The organism is Methylobacterium aquaticum, assembly GCF_016804325.1.
GTDB classification, from domain to species: Bacteria; Pseudomonadota; Alphaproteobacteria; order Rhizobiales; family Beijerinckiaceae; genus Methylobacterium; species Methylobacterium aquaticum_C.
In genome coordinates this window covers 3,645,625-3,664,196 of record NZ_CP043627.1, presented here as the reverse complement: position 1 = coordinate 3,664,196, position 18,572 = coordinate 3,645,625, and the positions used below count along the sequence as shown (strand labels likewise).

The 18,572-nt window shown below is 68.4% G+C and carries 14 protein-coding genes, 4 pseudogenes and 1 riboswitch; of the genes and pseudogenes, 3 read left to right on the top strand and 15 right to left on the bottom strand.

Annotation, left to right across the window (positions count from 1 at the left end; genetic code table 11):
- Positions 1–42: 42 nt before the first annotated feature.
- Complete coding sequence (locus F1D61_RS16605) at positions 43–2,010, bottom strand: TonB-dependent receptor plug domain-containing protein (RefSeq protein ID WP_246775377.1); 1,968 nt, start codon at positions 2,008–2,010, stop codon at positions 43–45.
- 123 nt (positions 2,011–2,133) lie between these two features.
- A riboswitch (cobalamin riboswitch) is annotated at positions 2,134–2,329 on the bottom strand.
- Positions 2,330–2,460: 131 nt separating this feature from the next.
- Positions 2,461–2,862, bottom strand: a pseudogene (locus F1D61_RS16600) (HoxN/HupN/NixA family nickel/cobalt transporter); the annotation flags it as partial.
- A gap of 12 nt (positions 2,863–2,874) precedes the next feature.
- Between F1D61_RS16600 and F1D61_RS16590 the strand changes: the two are divergent.
- Complete coding sequence (locus F1D61_RS16590; RefSeq protein WP_432443140.1) at positions 2,875–3,708, top strand: Hint domain-containing protein; 834 nt, start codon at positions 2,875–2,877, stop codon at positions 3,706–3,708.
- 87 nt (positions 3,709–3,795) lie between these two features.
- Positions 3,796–4,464 (top strand): annotated as a pseudogene (locus F1D61_RS16585) (DUF4113 domain-containing protein); the annotation flags it as partial.
- Here the strand turns inward: F1D61_RS16585 and F1D61_RS16580 are convergent.
- The 13 genes and pseudogenes from F1D61_RS16580 to F1D61_RS16515 form a co-directional block, all read right to left on the bottom strand.
- On the bottom strand, positions 4,461–4,970 hold the full coding sequence (locus F1D61_RS16580) for a DUF892 family protein (RefSeq protein WP_203152805.1): 510 nt from the start codon (positions 4,968–4,970) through the stop codon (positions 4,461–4,463). The pseudogene F1D61_RS16585 and the gene F1D61_RS16580 sit on opposite strands and share 4 nt — an antisense overlap.
- 113 nt (positions 4,971–5,083) lie before the next feature.
- A complete protein-coding gene (wrbA, locus tag F1D61_RS16575; protein WP_246775376.1) occupies positions 5,084–5,713 on the bottom strand; it encodes an NAD(P)H:quinone oxidoreductase in 630 nt (209 codons plus the stop codon).
- Positions 5,714–6,294: 581 nt separating this feature from the next.
- Positions 6,295–7,605: a type II toxin-antitoxin system HipA family toxin gene (locus F1D61_RS16565; protein ID WP_203152803.1), complete on the bottom strand. Its 1,311-nt coding sequence runs from the start codon at positions 7,603–7,605 to the stop codon at positions 6,295–6,297.
- Entirely contained in the window at positions 7,605–8,024 is a 420-nt protein-coding gene (locus F1D61_RS16560; RefSeq protein WP_246775375.1) for a helix-turn-helix domain-containing protein, read from the bottom strand. Before F1D61_RS16560 ends, F1D61_RS16565 begins: the two co-directional genes overlap by 1 nt.
- A gap of 570 nt (positions 8,025–8,594) precedes the next feature.
- Positions 8,595–8,858, bottom strand: a pseudogene (locus F1D61_RS16555) (helix-turn-helix domain-containing protein); the annotation flags it as partial.
- Between the two features lie 101 nt (positions 8,859–8,959).
- Positions 8,960–9,454, bottom strand: a pseudogene (locus F1D61_RS16550) (hypothetical protein); the annotation flags it as partial.
- Between the two features lie 141 nt (positions 9,455–9,595).
- Positions 9,596–10,522 carry a dihydrodipicolinate synthase family protein gene (locus F1D61_RS16545; RefSeq protein WP_203152800.1) on the bottom strand — a complete coding sequence of 309 codons (927 nt, stop codon included), beginning with the start codon at positions 10,520–10,522 and terminating at the stop codon, positions 9,596–9,598.
- 111 nt (positions 10,523–10,633) lie between these two features.
- Positions 10,634–12,385: an IlvD/Edd family dehydratase gene (locus F1D61_RS16540; protein ID WP_203152799.1), complete on the bottom strand. Its 1,752-nt coding sequence runs from the start codon at positions 12,383–12,385 to the stop codon at positions 10,634–10,636.
- 46 nt (positions 12,386–12,431) lie between these two features.
- Positions 12,432–13,316, bottom strand: coding sequence for an NAD(P)-dependent oxidoreductase (locus F1D61_RS16535; RefSeq protein ID WP_203152798.1), 885 nt, complete (start codon positions 13,314–13,316; stop codon positions 12,432–12,434).
- 26 nt (positions 13,317–13,342) lie between these two features.
- Positions 13,343–14,848, bottom strand: coding sequence for a tripartite tricarboxylate transporter permease (locus F1D61_RS16530; protein ID WP_203152797.1), 1,506 nt, complete (start codon positions 14,846–14,848; stop codon positions 13,343–13,345).
- 81 nt (positions 14,849–14,929) lie between these two features.
- Complete coding sequence (locus tag F1D61_RS16525; RefSeq protein WP_203152796.1) at positions 14,930–15,430, bottom strand: tripartite tricarboxylate transporter TctB family protein; 501 nt, start codon at positions 15,428–15,430, stop codon at positions 14,930–14,932.
- A 34-nt stretch (positions 15,431–15,464) separates the two neighbouring features.
- Entirely contained in the window at positions 15,465–16,463 is a 999-nt protein-coding gene (locus F1D61_RS16520; protein ID WP_203152795.1) for a tripartite tricarboxylate transporter substrate binding protein, read from the bottom strand.
- A 105-nt stretch (positions 16,464–16,568) separates the two neighbouring features.
- Positions 16,569–17,600, bottom strand: coding sequence for a 4-hydroxythreonine-4-phosphate dehydrogenase PdxA (locus F1D61_RS16515; RefSeq protein ID WP_203152794.1), 1,032 nt, complete (start codon positions 17,598–17,600; stop codon positions 16,569–16,571).
- A gap of 203 nt (positions 17,601–17,803) precedes the next feature.
- On the opposite strand from F1D61_RS16515, the gene F1D61_RS16510 reads away from it, so the two are divergent.
- Positions 17,804–18,487: a GntR family transcriptional regulator gene (locus tag F1D61_RS16510; RefSeq protein ID WP_203152793.1), complete on the top strand. Its 684-nt coding sequence runs from the start codon at positions 17,804–17,806 to the stop codon at positions 18,485–18,487.
- The last annotated feature ends 85 nt before the right edge of the window (positions 18,488–18,572 follow it).

The following is an 18,572-nucleotide window of genomic DNA, read 5'->3' as shown; positions in this document are numbered from 1 at the left end:
CTGCGACCCCGACAAGGATCAAGGCCCGCATCCTCATCCTTCTCAGAACGAGGATACGCGCACGCCGCCGTAGACGGCGAGGCCAGCCCCGAGAAAGCCGGTTGGGTTCTGGTAGCGTTGGTCGAACAGGTTATCGATGCGGGCAAACAGCGTCAGGTTCTCCGAGTAGGCGTAGTTCGCCGAGAGGTTGACCAGGGTGAAGCCCGGGTTCTTGAGCCGGGGCACCGAGAAGTCGCGGTTTCCGTCGACGAACGACCCGATCGCCACCAGGGTGCCGGTGAGCGTGAGCTGTGGCAACGGGTTCCAGATCGCGGTGGCACTGACCTTGTGACGGGGCCGGCGCAGCAATTCCTGGTGGGCGATTTCGTCCTTGGTGACGGTGTTGGTGTAGTCGACCCGGCCGCTCAAGGTGTCGGTCAGCTTGACCGAGACGAAGCTCTCCGCCCCGTAGGCCACTGCGCGGCCGACATTGACGTTGGTCCCGAAGGTCGGGAAGTACGCGGTCTGGATCAGGTTGCGGAAGTCGGTCTCGAAGTAGGTCGCTCCGACGAGCACCCGATCGCCGAGGGGCTGCTCGAAGCCGCCGTCGAAGCCGAAGCTCTCCTCGGGCCGCAAGGCCGGATTCCCGAAGAACCGGAAGCCCGGGTAGTCCTGGTAGAGCTGGCTGAGGGTCGGCGGCTTGAAGCCGGTGCCGACGCTGCCCTTCAGGCGTGTCTCCGTATAGGGCAGGATGTAGCTCGGTGCGATCCGGAACGTGGTCGCCCCGCCGAACTGGTCGTTCTCGTCGTGACGGATGTTGGCGACCAGGAAGGCGCGGTCGGTGATCGCCGATTGAAGCTCGGTGAAGCCGCCGGTGTTGCCGTTCGACTTGTCGATGCCGGTGGCCTGGAAACGCTCGTCCTCGCGCTGGGCACCGAAGAGCAGCAGGTGGCCGGGGGCGAGCTGGACATCGCCACGATAGTCGAAGCGGGTGCGTTCGCCGAGATAGGTCGAGGGCGTCGGTGGCGCGAGCGGGTCGAGTGGGCCGGCGAACAGGCGGTCGAACTTGGAGTAGTTGGCCCCGAAGACGTTGTGGAAGCCGGGCAGCGGCGTCCACTCGGCCTCGCCGCGCATCAGGAGCTGCTGCTGGTCGTTGAGGTTGCGGTAGGGCGTCGGCCGGTAGGGAAAGCCGCCATCGGCTTGGTCGAGATAGGCGCTGTCGGAGAAGCGCAGCACGTAGTTTAGGCGAAAGGTATCGGTGAGCTGCGCGCCGAGCTTGGTCGAAACCGTCTTGATGTCGGTGAAGGCGGTGCGCAGCGGCACGCCGACCGGCAGGAGCTCGAACGGTGTCACTGGCAGCGCGGCCTGGCGCAGGTGCTGCACGGAGAACGAATAATCGAAGATGCCCTCGGAGCCGGAGATGCGGCCGCCCTGGTTGGCGGTGCCGTAGGAGCCGCCCTCGACGAAGGCAGTGGCCCGGGCCGGACCCTCGCCGCGCTTCGTCACGAACGAGATGACGCCGCCGATGGCGTCGGCCCCGTAGAGGCCGCTCTGGGGGCCGCGCAGCACCTCCAGGCGGGAGAGATGCTCGGTTTGAAGCTGGCTGAAGTCGAAGGAGCGGTTCGGCGTCGAGGGGTCGTTGACGTCGATGCCGTCGATCAGGACCTTGACGTGGTTGGAGTTGGTACCGCGGATGAACACCGAGGTTTGGCCGCCCGCGCCGCCGGTTTGGACGACGTTGAGGCCCGGCACTTGCCGGAGAGCGTCCGGCGCGGTGCGAACTTGCTGGGCCTGGAGCAGGTCGGAGGTGAGTACGGTGACGCTCGACCCGGTCTGTGTGACCGGCGTGGGCACGCCGGTGGCCGACACCGAGATCTCGGCGAGCGGGATGACGGCCTCGCCGCCTTGTGACACGTCCGCGAATGGGGCGGCGACTTGCTGGGCGTGGGCTGCAGGCGCGGCAAGCAGGGCCGGACCGGCGCAGGAGAGCGCCAGCACGCTCAGGCGAGCGCGTTGAAGGGAATGGGGCACGGGAGATAAGCCTCGGGCAACGGCAGTGGCACGTCACCGCGAACGAGGCCTCGGGTCACCGCCTCCACGCAGGATTGGCGGACCCTCGACACCCGCCAGGACACCCCGCCCAGCGCGTTTCGCGTGTGACCACGACTGACGGCAGGTCTCCTGGCTCGCGGGTCGCTGCCCTCTCACCGTCTTCCCGGGCGAGGCTGCCCAGTGACATGGTGGCGGAAGGCTCGCCGCTTACAGTTGCGGGGGCAGCCGCGGCATCGGGCTCATCACCCTCACCGCGTTCCCTTTTGATCCCCGAGGGGAACCGTCCCGGCCAGCTAAGCGACGCGGAGGCGCCCGGTCAATTGCCTTGCTGCAACGCTTCGAAATATTCCTGAGGCCAGTACACGGCTGTTCCACGCTGAGAGCGCGACTCAGCAGCCGAGGGAGGAGCACCATCCCGCAACAGCGCACTCACCGAGCGGGTTCGAGCCGGTCGTACCCTTTGGCGCGGTAGATGATGACCGAGGCGATCCACGCCACGACGAAGATGCCGACCACGGCGAAGCCGGCCTCGCCCAGATTGTCGTTGAGCGTGCTCACCGCTTGCCACAGTCCGCCCGTGAGCCCGAGCTTGTCGCCGATCAGGCCGAGGGCCTCCAGGCCGCCGATGAACAGCGCGACCGTCGCCGAGGCCGCCGTGATGGTCAGGTTGTACCAGAGCTTGCGGATCGGGTTCGCGAGCGCCCAGCCGTAGGCGCCGGTCATCAGCACGCTGTCGGTCGTGTCGAGGAGCGTCATGCCCGCAGTGAACAGCGCCGGGAAGATCAGGATCCGGCTGGAGCGACGGGTCAGCAAGGTGCCACTGGCGCTCAAGGCGCGACAGGTATGCAGGGTGCCACCGGCACTACGGGCCCGACTGGAGCGATGGGTGCCGCAGGCTCAGCTGGTGCGACTGGTCAGATTGGAGCCACCGGCACTGCGGGCGCGACAGGTGCAACCGGCGCTCCGGGTGCGACTGGAGCCGCAGGTGCAACGGGTGCCCAGGGTGCGACCGGTTCCGAGGGAGGAACCGGCTCGACCAGCCCGGTCATCTGCTTCGCGTCCGGAACGATGATCCTGACGCCGGAGGGTGAGCGCCCGGTCGAGGCCCTGCGGCCCGGCGATGCCGGCGTCACCGCTTCGGGCGAGACGGTCGCCGTCGCGTGGGTCGGTCACCGCCACCTCGACCTGCGCCGTCATTCGCAGCCCGAGCGGGCCCAGCCGGTCCGGGTCGCCGCGCACGCCTTCGGCCCCGGCCTGCCGCACCGCGACCTCGTCGTCTCGCCCGGCCACGCGCTGTTCGTCGAGGACGTGCTGATCCCGGCCGGCAGCCTGATCAACGGCACCTCGGTGGCGCAGCTCGATTGGGCGGAGGTCGTCTATCACCACGTCGAGCTGCCAGTGCACGACGTCCTGGTCGCCGACGGGATGCCGGCGGAGAGCTACCTCGATTGCGGCTACCGCGGCACCTTCGCGAACCACGACGGCCCGGTCACCCTGCATCCGGACTTCGCTGCCGTGGCCATGAACCTGGAACTGGCCTGTGCGCCGGCCCTGCTGCATGGCCCGGTCGTCGAGCAAGTCCGGGCGCAGCTCACCGCTGAGGAGATCAAGGTGACGATGCAAGCTGCGGCGAAATCGAAGCGTTCGCTCCTCGCGCGCGTCTTGCGGCGGGCGTGAGCCCTGCCGGTCCCCGGCAGGCCTGAGACCGCGACGAACCCGGCCCGTGGCGCTCTGCACAGGAGCGCCGCGGGCCTTTATCGTTGAGCATCTTGCACGGTGGGCGAGCGCATCATCCACGAGCTGCGCGGCCGCGCCTGCCTGCCGCTCGCGATCGTGCCGGCCCGGCGCAAGGGCTGCGCGGTCACCCGCTCGTTCTCATCCCGGATCACCGAACCGACGGTGCTCGAGCAGGCGGTGGCGGCGCACGCCACGCGGCTCGGCGAGAAGCTGCGGCGCAACGGGCTCGCCGTCTCGGCCGTCACGGTCTTCTACCATACGAGCGAGCACGACCGGGGCGACCCGATGCGCGCCGTCTCGACGGTGGTGCATCTGCCCGAGGCGACGAACGACAGCCGCCACCTGATCCAGGCTGCGCTCCATGGTGTGGCGAAGACCTGGAAGGAGCAGGGCCCGGCACCCTGGCGCTACAGCAAGGCCGGGCTCTTTACGAAGGATCTCGTGCCGCTCGACGGGGCCCCTCGCCCGCTGTTCGGGGCCCTCGACCGGGAGAAGTCCGGGGCGCTGATGGCGACGATCGACGCCTGCAATAGCCGGTTCGGGCGGGGAGCCGTGGTGCCGGCGCGGGCGGGGCTGGTCGGGAAGCGCACCTGGTCGACAAAGTTCGAGTTGCGCTCGCCGCGCTACACCACCAGGCTCCCTGAGATCCCGGCGGTGAGCGCGATTGGTGGCGCGGCCGTCAGGCCGGTGCCTTAACTGTCGGCCTTCTGACCGCTGGTCTCGCGGGTGAGGTAGGTCTTCGTGACCGGTTCGATGAGGCGATCGATCGCTTCAGCCGCCTTCTTTTCCTCTTCGATCGAGGTCCGGAAGCCGGAGGCCTGTGCGCCCTGGCCAGCGGCCTCGGCGATCACGATGAGAGAGCGGTAGGCGGCGATCTGGTCGTACTGGTAGGCGTAGCCGGCGTAGAGGTTCTTCAGAGTTTCGTCGCCTGTCGCTGCATGAACTGCGGCGCCGACCGTGCCGACGATGCCAGCGACCGTCTCCTTGAGAGAGGAGCCGCTTTCGCCGATGGCTTTCAAAGCAGCGTCGAGACGATCAAGCTGACCCTTGGTTGTTGGTATATGAGCTTTCAGGACAGCTGCATATTCGGGATAATTTTCCAGGCCCGAAACCTGCCGTTCCATCTGCTCAAGGCCCTGCTTCTCGAGAGCGCGGATATTACGAAGGGCGGTCACGTAGATGCTGTTGATGTCTGAAGCCATGGCCTCGTCTCGTTTGTATGGTGATTCAGTCGCGCATCAACCGCGCGGGGGCGAGCTGGTTCGCCCGGAGTTCGTGCGACTTCCTGACCCCAGCGGAGTTTTCGAAGCAGCGCCTATGGCGACTTGGCCTTCGTGCGGCTCGGCATCTCATCGGCGATGACAAGAGCTCTAGTGATCGCAACGGTGTGCCGCCCCTGGTGGCGTGCAGCGTCGAGGTCTTCTTGCCGCGGCATCCCCTTCCGGCCGCCAACGATCGTCGAGGCCCCATAGGGTGAGCCTGCCTCCAGCATGGCCTCGTCGGTGTAGCCCGTCGGTAGGATCACCATGCCGAGATGCGCCATCGGAGCGTAGAGGGCCAGCGTCACTACCTCCGAGCCACCATGCGGCCAGGATGCAGCGGCGAACGCGCCGCCGACCTTTCCCGACAGAGTGCCACGCTTCCATTGTGGGCCGAGGCGGTCGAGAAAGTTCTTCAGCTCGGTAGCCGGCGCCCCGAAGTAGGACGGTGTACCGAACAGGATCGCGTCGGCCCATTCTGCATCCTCGTGCGTCGGCTCCGGGTAGAGGGCGTTCTGGCGGTCAGCCTCCTCACGCCACCCCTCGACCTTGGACATGTCCTCGGCTGAGGCGACCTCGCGCGCGCGCCGTAGGCGCACCTCGGCACCGGCCTCGCGCGCTGCTTCTCCAGCGGCTACCGCCAGGGCCTCGACGGACCCAGTGCGCGAGTAGAAGACGACCAGCATACGAACTCGCGGCTCGACCATTGTCCTGCCTGCCCGTGAAGGTTGGAGAGTTGCGTCGGACAACAGGATCGGGCCCTGACGGCTCCTGCGCTTTTTGCGCACACTGCAAGTAGTTCAAGACGGAGCTCTACCGCTGGTGCTCGCCGCGGTTCACCGCGCGGCTGAGCGAGGTGCCGACGGTTCGCCCCGCCGTTCTGGAGTTGCCCCGGATTGGTGGTTCCTGCTCCCTTTGCGTGGCTCAGGCGGCAAGAACCACGCGGCGCTTCCGGAGATCGAGGCCTGCCCGTCCGTAGCATTGGCGCTTGATGAGCTTGAGCCGATTGATCTGGCCTTCGGCCTGACCGCTGCTCCAGGGCGGTGTAACAGCACCGAAGCAAATCCCCACCAATTGATTAACCAAAGTCATTCATTTACATCAAAAAAGTACTCTCCAGATGGGGTTCCGATCGGCGCCGATCGGGACCCCTATAGGGAGTGACATTGCCAATTTAGTCTTCTGGGCTTGCTCCTGATCGAGCCTGGGGCCCCAATTCGGTCTCTATTCACAGCTCGGCCACAAGGGCCTGCAGGCCGGGTTGGTGTCATGGCAGAGTGCTCCCCGGCACCGTCGCGGTGGCCATGGCGATTGCCCGGTCGACCTGCGGATTCTCCATTGCAGGGGCGATGGCCCTCACATCGCTTGCCGTCATGCCGAGGCGCTGGCCGAGTAGCCTCCACTCGTCGCGGATGGTTGTCGCCATGGTCGTGGCAAGCGCGGCCGCCTCGTCCGTTTCGTAGTCGAAGTATTCCGCCACCTCGACCACGGCATCGACGTCCAGCGCGTTGCCATGGTCGGGCGAGATGGCCGTCTTCAGCGTCATGCCCTGATCGGGGACCGGGTTCACGTCGAAGGCGGGCGAGAGGCCCCACTTGTCGTTGCCCCGGGACAGGAAGCCAAGGTTGCGCAGGTGGTCGTCCGTGTTCTGGACGAGCACGTTGAAAAGCAGCCGGCGGAAGAGCTCACGCTTGTCCGCCTTCGGGTCGGCGGACCAGGCATGCATCTGGAAGGCGACGTCGACGTAGTTGCCGGGCTCGGTCCCGGGCAACCCCATGAAGGTCTGCGCAGAGATGAAAGGGATGCGACCCCCCTGCGCATCGCGGTCGAAGCGCTTCACCATGGCAGCCGGGAAGCGCTGGGCGTTGGTGAGGACCTCCGCATGGCATGGCGTGATCCCGACGCGGGCGGCCAGGTGCAGCGCCATGACCTCGGCGCGGCCGACGGCGTACTGGTCGTCCATCTTCGCGAGCTTGACGATCCAGAGGGCGCCGTCCCCATCCCTGGCGTTGACCTTGGGGCGCGCGCCGCCGAGGGACCCGACAGCCCCCTTGAGAAGCTGTCCGCCCAACAGCTTGGCGCGGCTCTCCCGGTAGTGGACCGGGTCGGCCTCGAACGCGCGCGCCTCGGCGATCACCTGTTCCAGGTCGAGGAGCCTGGGGACCGAGGCCTCGGCATCGCCGTTTCTCGGAGGCGCCAGGGCCCGCGCGTCCGGGCCGGGGCCGTCGAAGTAGCGTAGCGCGCCGGATCGCAGAAAATCGTCGGACTCGACGAGGTAGTCGAGATCGGTGGCGACGCGGCCGCCCAGGGCCACCTTGATGATGGCGCGCCCCCAGGAGTCCGGGGTCCCGTCGGCGATGGGTGACGGCAGGGATGAGCCGTTCACCGCCTGGCTCGTGAAGAACGGGGCGGCCCCCAGGGGCATGAGCGGCGCGATGGCGAAGGCGTTGGCGCGCGCGACCCAGGTCGGGTCGTAGGTGAACACGGACGTCTCGCGGGTCCCGAGCGCCTCGACGGTCAGCGTGCCGACAGGGATGCCCCTGGCGCCGATCCTCACATGTACCGTGCCCTTCGCCATCACCACCCCACGAAGCCGTTCGCATCCGCCTCGGGCTCGGAGGCTTCCTGTGCGTCGGACGTCGGCTGCAGGGGCTTGCGCGACAGGCGGGGCCTCTGCACCCGACGCGGGGCCTCCTGGCGGGTGAGCATCAGGCCGACATCGTCCTTGGTCGGATCGGCGAGGTCGGCGACGGCATCGAGCCGCCCCAGCGCGAACATCGCCATCGCCAGCGTGTTCAGCGAGATGCCCGGGTCGCCGTTCTCCAAACGGTGCAGCGTGGCTCGCGAGACGCCCATCTGATCGGCGAAATCCGCAGCGGGAATGCGGCGCAGGCGCCGGGCCAGGGAGACGTCCTTACCGAGTTTTTCGATGACGCGGGCGACCTGGGGGTAGACCGGGGACCCCTTTGTCGTGCGAAGGCCCTTCTCGGTCTTCATGTCTCGCATTCCTATCGTATCATAAGATAATGTCTCATTTGTAAGGCATAGCAGATACGGCAGAAACCAGCAAGCGGATTCGTTCCTACGTCTCACAGATATCGCTTTATAGGCTTTAACGCGCGATATAAGATAATAAACCTACCAGGGCGGGCTGGCCACAATCGCGCAGCCCGACGGGCGTGCATGGCCTCAGATCTGGATCCGATTGCTGAAGGTCGCGCAGGCATTCGTCTCAGGACAGGTGCGCTGCCCTGCCGAGAAAGCCGGACCGAATCCGGTTCTGGCGGTTCGCGTGGTCGTAGCAAGGGGGTTGTCGTCGCAGGACCACGTGAGATCCCGGCCACGCCGCCGGGCTTTCTGTTTTCCGGTCAGGTCTCGCGGCTTTCGCAGCTTCGGCCCCGACACAAAGGATCGGAGAGATGGGGAAGGTGCCGTCATGGCGACCAAGCATGTGGTCGATTGGACCGAGATCGTCGCGCTGACGAGTGCGGTCCAACAGCTGCACGACGCCGTCGGCGGCCCTCTGTCGGCCGATCATCCGATGCGCGGCCCGTTCGAACGCCGCTGGCCCCGGTCGCGCAACTCGCCGAGCAGCACGCTGGCCGGGATCCGCTCCGGCGCCGCCGCAGCCAGGCGCTCCACCACGTAGCCCTTGAACGGATCGAGCTTGCCCGGTCGGAGCGGTCGCTCCTTGTAGCGTGCCGCCGCCTCGTCGCGCAGGTAGCGCCTCACCGTATTGCGCGACAGACCCATCGCGCGGGCAATCTCGCGGATGCCCTTCCTGTGCCGATGCAACACCCGGATCTCCAACGCTGCCTCCTCACCCACCATCCGGGCCTCCTCCCGCAGAAGGAGCCCAGCCTACGGCCCGGGTCAGGTTTCAATCGGCGACTGGGTCAGTTTCACACCGGCGGCTACACCCGGGCCAGCGTCCGTTCGTCGGCATAGGCATCTTCGGCCGCCGCCAGGTCGACGGCCAGGCCGGTATCGGGATCGTAGACGACCAGGGGCAGCCCCGGCAGGGCGGCACCGCGAAGCGCCCGCAGAGGCTTCAGGCGCTTGTCGCTGCCGGGCAGATGGTTGCCGTTCAGCACGCGCAGAGCGTAGCCCGGCAGGCTCGGATGGACAGTGCCCGCGGCCGTCATCACCGGGGCCAGCCGGGCCGCGCTGCCGCGCACGAGGGCGCGCAGCAGCGCGGGTTCGGTGCGGTTGACCTTGTCGTAGAGGGCGGGAAGCGAGACGGTCGGGTCTTCGGCTTCGCGGGCCGCCGCATGCAGGGAGGAGCGCAGGCCGAGAGCGACCAGCATCATCAGCCTGACGACGGTGGAGAACAGCAACTCCCGCGTGTATTGCCATTGTCGATGCTGCTCGAACACCTCGTCGACCCAGCCGGCCGGCAGCGCGTGTTCCAGGGCCGTGCGGGCCATCAGGCTTGTCGGTGCATGCTTCTCGAACCGCTCAATGACCGCAGACCAGAGCGGGTCGGATCCTTGCGATGCTTCAATCATCGCAAATATATATCTACGATAATCGTACCTTGAAACGCATGACCTTGAAAGGCATGCCCCTCAGCGGCTCCAGCGCAGCACGAGAGCGTCGCGCTCGCGAGCAAGTTCGATCAGCCCCGCCCGGGTCGCCGGGTGGACCGGCCCGAGGGGAGCGCGAAGAGCGTCGGAGCGGATGATGCCGCCCTCCTTCATCAGGATCTTGGCCGCGGCCAGCCCAGTCTGGCGGTTCTCGTAGTTGATCAGCGGCAGCCAGCGCTCATAGGCCGCCATCGCGGCCCGACGGTCGCCCGCGAAGTACGGGTCGAGGATCTGGCGGATGCCGTCCGGATATCCGCCGCCGGTCATCGCGCCGGTAGCGCCGGCATCGAGGTCGGCGAGCAGCGTGATCGCCTCCTCGCCGTCCCACGGACCCTCGATCGCATCGCCGCCAAGTTCGAGCAGCGTGCGGAGCTTCGCCGCCGCCTGCACGGTCTCGATCTTGAAGTAGGAGACGTTTTCGACCTCGCGGGCGAGCCGCGCCAGGAAGGCCGGCGAGAGCGCGGTGCCGGAGACCGGCGCGTCCTGGATCATGATCGGGATCGAGATCGCGTCGGAGACGCTTTGGAAGAAACGCTCGATGCCGGCCTCGGTCACGCGGATCGTCGCCCCGTGATAAGGCGGCATGATCATCACCATGGCGGCACCCAGGTCTTGCGCCCGGCGCGAGCGCTCGGCGCAGATGTGGGTGGCGAAATGCGTCGTCGTCACGATCACCGGCACGCGGCCCGCCACGTGCTTCAGCACGGCCGTCATCACCTCGTCGCGCTCGGCGTCGGTGAGGACGAACTGCTCGGAAAAGTTGGCGAGGATGCACAGGCCGTTCGAGCCGGCCTCGATCATGAAGTCGATGGCGCGGCGCTGGCCTTCGAGGTCGAGGGTGCCGTCGTTGTGAAAGATCGTCGGGGAGACGGGGAAGACGCCGCGATAGGGGCGGGCTGCTGTCGTCATGGTCGGTCTCCCAAGCAGGTTTCGCAAAAGTGGCCACCGGTTTCGCGATAAGAACCTGCGACACGAAAAAATCTTGATTAGACTAGCGTTGGCCTGCCAACGCTAGTCTAATCAGTGGTTGTCGCGCGGCACCGGGGAGCCGGTGCGGCCGACCAGGAAGTCGAGGTCGGCGCCGCGATCGGCCTGGAGCACGTGGTCGATGTAGAGCTTGGCGTAGCCGCGCTCGGCATGCGGCACCGGGGGCACCCAGGCCTCGCGCCGGCGCGCCAGCTCGGCCTCGTCGACGTGCAGGTGCAGCGAGCGGGCGGCGACGTCGAGGGTGACGAGGTCGCCGTTCTGCACGAAGGCGAGCGGCCCCCCGGCAGTCGCCTCCGGCGCGACGTGCAGCACCACGGTGCCGTAGGCGGTGCCGGACATCCGCGCGTCGGAGATCCGCACCATGTCGCGCACGCCCTGGCGCAGCAGCTTCTGGGGAATCGGCATGTTGCCGACCTCGGCCATGCCCGGATAGCCCTTCGGGCCACAATGCTTGAGCACCATCACGCAGGAGGCGTCGATGTCGAGGTCCTCGTCGTTGACCGCGTGGTGCATCGCCTCGACCGATTCGAACACCACGGCCCGGCCGGTATGATTCATCAGCTCCGGCGAGGCGGCGGACGGCTTGATGACGGCGCCGTTCGGCGCGAGGTTGCCGGTGAGGATGGCGATGCCGGCCTCGGCTTTGAACGGGGCCTCGAACGGCGTGATGACCTCGCGGTTGTAGCAGGCCGCCGACTGGACATTCTCCCCAATCGGCCGGCCGTTCACGGTCGGCGCGTCGTTGTGCAGGAGGCCGCGCTCGGCGAGCTCCCGCAGCACCACCGGCAGGCCGCCGGCGTAGTAGAAATCCTCCATCAGGAAGCGGCCCGACGGCATCAGGTCGACGAGGCAGTGCACGTCGCGCCCGAGACGGTCGAAATCGTCGAGGGTGAGGTCGATCCCGATCCGCCCGGCGATGGCGAGAAGATGCACCACCGCGTTGGTCGAGCCGCCGATGGCGGCAAGGGTGCGGATCGCGTTCTCGAAGGCCTGAGGGGTCAGGATCTTCGACAGGGCCAGGTCCTCGTCGACCATCTCGACGATGCGGCGGCCGGACAGCCGCGCCAGCAGGCTCCGGCGGGCATCGGCGGCCGGGATCGCGGCGTTCTCGGGCAGGCTGACGCCGAGCGCTTCGACCATCGAGGCCATGGTGGAGGCGGTCCCCATGGTCATGCAGGAGCCGGCCGAGCGGTTCATGCCGGCCTCGGCCTCGTGGAAGTCCCGGAGCGTGACCTCGCCGGCGCGCAGCTGCTCGGACATCGAGATGATGTTGGTGCCCGAGCCGATGAGCTGGCCGCGATAGACGCCGCGCAGCTGCGGCCCGCCGGACACGCCGATGGTCGGGAGATCCGCCGAGGCCGCGCCCATCAGCAGCGCCGGCGTGGTCTTGTCGCAGCCCATCAGCAGCACGATGCCGTCGAGGGGATGGGCCCGGATCGCCTCCTCGACATCCATCGCCGCGAGGTTGCGAAACAGCATCGCGGTCGGCCGCATGGTCACCTCGCCGAGCGACGAGACCGGGAATTCGAGGGGGTAGCCGCCGGCATCGAGCACGCCCCAGCGGACGTGCTCGGCAAGCGCCCGGAAGTGCTGGTTGCACGGGTTGAGTTCGGACCAGGTGTTGCAGATGCCGATCACCGGCCGGCCCTCGAACCGGTCGTGCGGCTGGCCCGAGTTCTTCAGGAACGAACGGTAGTAGAACCCCATCTTGTCCTGCCGGCCGAACCAGGCCTGGCTGCGCAGGGGCTTCCGGCCGTCGCGGGGCGTGTCGTCGTCATGCGTCATGATCGTCTCGGAGGCGTCGGAGGCGTCGTCGGTGAGGGGAGGAGGCTCAGGCCTGGGCCGGCTGATTGCGCCGCTCCAGCTCGACCAGCAGGCCGGAATGGTCGAGGTCGCCGGCATGCTCCAGCAAGCCGCGGAACAGCCCGGCGGTGAGCGCGGTGTAGGGGATCTCGGCAAGCGCGAGGCGCTGCCCGGCATCGAGGGCGTTGTCGAGGTCCTTGAGGTGGGTGACCGAGCGGCCCCGCGTGGTGAAGTCCCGCGCGATCATCCGCTCGGCGTGCAGGTCGAGGATCCGGCTCTCGGCAAAGCCGCCGCGCAGGGCCTCGCGTACCTTGGCCGGATCGGCACCGCCGCGGGCGGCGAGCATCAGGGCCTCGGCGACCGCGCCGATCGTCACCCCGACGATGATCTGGTTGGCAAGCTTGGCGAGCTGGCCGGCGCCGTGCGGCCCGACATGGACCGGACGGCCCATCGCGGCGAGCACGGCCTCGGCCTTCGCGAAGGCTTCCGCCTCGCCCCCCGCCATGATGGCGAGGGTGCCGGCCTCGGCCCCGACGGTGCCGCCGGAGACCGGCGCGTCGACGTGGGCGACGCCGCGCTCGGCCAAACGGGCAGCGTGGTCTTGCGCCTCCGCCGGCTTGATCGAGCTCATGTCGACGACGACGGCGCCCGGCGGAATCGCCTCCGCGGTGCCGGAGCCGAACAGCACCTCCTCGACGATGCCTCCGTTCTCCAGCATCAGGACGACGATATCGGCCTCGCGCACCGCTTCGGCCGGGCTGTCGGCGATGGCGGCGCCCACGACCGCCTCGGCCTTGGCGCGGGAGCGGTTCCAGGCGGTGACGCGGTATCCGGCGCGCAGGATGTTGCGGGCCATCGGCGCGCCCATCAGGCCGGTACCCAGGACGGCGATGCGCGGCAGGGACGGGGTCATGGCGGTCGTCTCCGTGTTCCAGGGGATCAGGCGAGGCGGCGGGCGCCGCCGAGGCGCTGGACCAGGAGCGTGAGCAGCGGCCAGGCGGCGAGCAGCAGGGCGAGGGTCGTCAGCGTGCCGACGAGCGGGTTCGACCAGAAGATCGACAGCGACCCGCGCGACAGGATCATCGACTGGCGGAACGCGTCCTCGGTCTTGTCGCCGAGCACCATCGCGAGGACGAGCGGCGCCAGGGGATAGTCGAGCTTCTTGAACACGTAGCCGCCGATCCCGAAGGCCAGCATCAGCCACAGGTCGAAGGTCGCGCCCGCCACCGTGTAGGCGCCGATGACGCAGACCGCGATGATGACCGGGCCGATGATCGCGAACGGGATGCGCAGGATCGCGGCGAAGAGCGGCACGGTGGCGAGCACCAGCACCACCGCGACGACGTTGCCGAGATACATCGAGGCGATCAGGCCCCAGACGAAGTCGTGCTGGTCGGTAAACAGGGTCGGACCGGGGGTGAGGCCCCAGATCATCAGGCCGCCCATCATCACCGCCGAGGTCGCCGAGCCCGGGATGCCGAGGGCCAGCATCGGCAGCATCGCCGAGGAGCCGGCGGCGTGGTCGGCGGTCTCGGGCGAGATCACGCCCTCGGGCTCGCCGCGGCCGAAGCCGGCGCGCCGGCGCGAGAAGCGCTTGGCGAGGCCGTAGGACATGAACGAGGCCGCGGTCGGCCCGCCCGGGGTGATGCCCATCCAGATCCCGATCACCGCCGAGCGCAGCAGCGCCAGCCAGTAGCGCGGCAGGTCGGCCGCCGCCCGCAGGGTGCCGGAGAGCGTGACCCGCGCCTTCACGCCGTCGAAGCGCAGGCCCTCCTCCATGGTCAGCAGCAATTCGCCGATGCCGAACAGCCCGATCACCGCGACGAGGAAGCTGACGCCGCGCAGAAGTTCGTTGAGCCCGAAGGTCAGCCGCAGGCTGCCCGAGACCGAGTCCATGCCGATCGAGGCGAAGCCGAGGCCGAGCGCGATCGCCGTCAGGGTCTTGAACGGCGAGGCGCCACCAAGGCCGACGAAGCTCGCGAAGGCAAGGAGGTAGACGGCGAAGTATTCCGGCGAGGAGAACCGCAGCGCGAACTGTGCGACGTAGCCCGACAGGGCGGTGATCACGAGGACGCCGACGAGGGCCCCGAACCCGGCCGACAGGAAGGCGTAGCTCAAGGCCTCGGTGGCGCGGCCCTGCTTGGCCATCGGGTAGCCGTCGAAGGTCGTCGCCACCGAGGACGGCTCGCCCGGGATGTTGAACAGGATCGAGGTGGTCGAACCGCCGAACAGCGCTCCCCAGTACATCGAGGCGAGCAGGATGATGGCCGAGACCGGCTGCATCGAGAAGGTCAGGGGCAGGAGCAGGGTGACGCCGTTCGGGGCGCCGAGGCCGGGGAGCACCCCGACCAGGATCCCGAGCAGGACGCCGCAGACCATCAGGGCGAGGTGGTAGGCGGTGAACGCCACCCCGAAACCCTGGATGAGGGATTCGATGTTCGACATCGGGTTGCCTTCGCGGGCGGATTGGGCGGGAGAGGGCGCAGAGGGGTTCCCGACGGGAACCGGGGGGGCGGGCGTGCCGGCTCAGTGGAAGCCGAGCAGCCCCTCGATCGGGCCCTTGAGCAGAGGCTGCCCGAACAGGAACTCGAACAGGACGAAGAACGCCACCGCGGTGCCGAGCCCGATGGTGAGCGATTTCGCCCAGCCGTAATCGCCCTGGAAGCGGGTGGTGAAGACGAGGTAGAAGGCCATCGCGGCGTAGAGGCCGAGCACGCTCGCCAGGGCCACGAAGGCGACGACCGGACCGAAGAACGAGGCGACCCGCCGGACCTGGACGTCCGTGAGCCAGACCGTGCCGCGCCACTCCCGGTGCAGGAGCGCTGTAGCGCCGGAGCCGAGGGCGCCGAGCATCACCACGAGCCCGACCCGGAACGGGAAGTAGCCGGGCTGGGGGCCGTTCTCGTCCCAGCCGATCTGGAATTCCAGGGCGCCGACGACGATCGCGGCGCCGATGCAGAACAGGATCGCGGCGGTCGCGACTTCGGCCGTGGTGCGCGAGACGAGCGGACGTTCACCGAGGTTCATGGGACATCTCCGGCGGGAAACAGGGCTCCTCGGCTCAGTTCACCAGCCAGCCTTCGTCCTTGAAGATCGTCCGCATCCGCGCCTCGTCGGCGGTGATGAAGCCTGCGAGCGCCTTGGCGTCGAGGAACCGGTCGGTCTGGGCGGTCCGCTCGATGTAGTCGCGCCACTCGGGCGTCGCCCGCACCTTCTCGAGAAGGGCGACGTAGTAGGCGGTGACCTCGTCCGGGACCCGGGCCGGCGTGAACACGGTCCTGGGCATCCGGTACTCGTCGAGGGGCACGCCGGCCTCGCGGCAGGTCGGCACGTCGCCCCAGCCCTCGGTGGCCGTGACCTTCGCGCCGGCCGCCATGCGCTTGGGGCTGAAGACGCAGAGCGGCCGCACCGTCCCGGCCTTCCACTGGCCGACGCTCTCGCTCGGATTGTTGGTGTTGGCGTCGATGTGCCCGCCGGAGAGCTGCACCGCCGCCTCGTTGCCGCTCTTGAACGGCACGTAGATGAACTTCACGGACGCCGCCTTTTCCAGGAGGCGGGTGAGCAACTGGTCGACGTCCTTCGACTGGCTGCCGCCCATCTTCACGTCGCCGGGTGTGGCCTTGGCGGAGGCGAGCAAGGCCGCGGCATTGGCGGTTCCGGGCTTGCCCCACAGGATGAACTCGTCGAAGGCCATCGCGGCGACCGGCTTCAGGTCGGCGGGGGCGAAGGCGAGCTTGGCCACCATCGGCAGCATCCACTCGTTGGACGTGCCGAAGATCAGCTTGTGCGGCTCGCCGGCCGCCATCTTGCCCTGGATGAAGCCCTCCGCTCCCGAGCCGCCGCCCTTGTTGACGACGACGAGGGAGACGTCGGCGAGCTTGTTCTTGGTGATCGCGGCCTGGACCGTGCGGGCGAACTGGTCGGTGCCCCCACCGGGACCGCCGGTGACGACGAACTCGATCGTCTTCGACGGCTTCCAGTCGGCTTGGGCCGGGGTAGAGAAGGGTGCTGCGGCCAGAAGGGCCGCGGCGACGGCAAGGCGTGCTGCGCGGGTCGTCATGACGTGTCCTCCCATGAGGTCGATGCCGGCCCGTTGGCGGGTCTTGTCGGCGCTGGTCGGTTCGAGGGGAGGGGGCGGCGCGCCCCCGTCCAATATTCGGGCGGTTCAGGCCGCCGCTTTCATTGCGCGCCGCTGCGCGCCCATCCGGGCGGCGAGGAGCAGGGCGGCCCGGGTCGCCCCAGTCCCGGCGATGCCCTGGCCGGCGATGTCGTAGGCCGAGCCGTGGGCGGGGGTGCAAATCGGGAACGGGAAGCCGCCGAGCAGGGTCACGCCGCGGTCGAAGCCGATGAGCTTCATCGCGATCTGGCCCTGGTCATGGTACATCGTCAGCACCGCATCGAAGGCGCCCTTGGTGGCGCGTACGAACACCGTGTCGGGAGGGAACGGGCCGTCGGCAACGATCCCCTCGCGCTTGGCGGCCTCGACCGCGGGCGCGATGATCGCGTCGTCCTCATGGCCGAAATTGCCGCCGTCGCCCGCATGCGGGTTGAGGCCCGCCACCGCGATGCGGGGCGTGGGGAAACCGCTGTCCTTGAGCGACCGGTCGGTGAGTCGCAGGCCCTCCAGCACGGCATCGTAGGTGATGAGCGACGCCACGGCCGAGAGCGGCACGTGCGAGGTGATGCGGGCGTTCCAGAGACCGTCGAGGATGTTGAACTCCTTGGCCGGCACGTCGGTCAAGCCCAGCACCTCGGCAGTGTAGCCGATCTCGTCGTCGTAGGGCGGGTGCTCCATCCGCATTGCCGCCTTGTTGAACGGCGTGAAGCAGACCGCATCGGCCTCGCCCGAGGCCGCCAGTTGGATCGCCTCGCGGAGGTTGCGCAGGGCGAAGGCGCCGCCCGCACGCTGGGCCTTGCCGAGGGTGATGGCGTCGGGGTCGAGATGACCGAGGTCGAGCAGCACTGGGCGGTTGCCGGGCGTCAGGTCCTGACCCGGCTGCCGGACATCGACGTCGAGGGCGAAGCCGGCCTGAGCGGCGCCCTGCTCCAGCACGCGGGCGTCACCGACGATGATGAGCCTGGCGGAAGCCCGGATCTCGGGATCCATCACAGCCTTGGCGGCGAGTTCGGGGCCGATGCCCGCCGGATCGCCGATCGCGACGGCCAGGACGGGCGCGGTGGAGGTCGTGAGGGACATGGTGGCTCCTGCTATCGATCCCGAATACCGCCTTGCTTCCACGTGTGCAAGCATCCTGTATGCAGGAATGATGGATGCAGAGCGCCTCCATCGATCGCATCACGGGCGTGCGCCCGGCCCTCGGGCAGGGGCGTGTCCGCATGCACGCAGATAGCGATCGTGAATGCAGTCGTGATACACGGGCACGGGTTGAGAGGCAGAGCATGGATGTGACCAGCGAGGATCGAGGGACTCTGGCGAAGGTCGTGCCGGTCAGCCGGCGCACCCTCCACGACGACCTCGTCGGGCAGATCCGCGACCTCATCGTCGAGGGTGAGCTCGCGCCGGAGACGCGCATCCACGAAGGCCAGCTCGGCCAGGCGCTCGGCGTGTCGCGCACGCCCCTGCGCGAGGCGCTGAAATTCCTGGCGAGCGAAGGGTTGATCGAGCTGGTACCGGGACGCGGCGCGGTGGTCCGGCGCCTGACGCCCCGGGACGTGCGCGACATGATGGACGTGCTGGCAGCGCTGGAGACGACGGCCGCGCGCCTCGCCTGCCGACGCGCTACCGAGGCCGAGATCGGGGCCTTGCGCCGGTTGCACGACGAGATGATGGGCTTCTACGCCTCGCGCCAGCGGCTCGAATACTACAAGCGCAACCAGGCGATCCACGCGGCGATCGCGGCCTTGTCCGGCAACGCGTTCCTGGCGGCGACTCACGAGGGCATCCAGTCGCGCCTGCGCCGAATCCGGTTCGTCGGCAACGAGGAGCCCGGCAGGTGGGCCGGCGCGGTGGCCGAGCACGAGGAGATGATCGCCGCCCTCGAGGCCCGCGACGCCGACCGCCTCGTCGAGGTCATCGCCCGCCACCTCGACGCGACCTGGGACCGGGTGCAGGACGTGCTGTGAGCACGGGGGGCGGGCTGCCCGATCGCCCGTCCGCTCGAACAGCCCGGGCGGCCCGAACCGGCCGCCCGACACTCTTTCGCAGGGG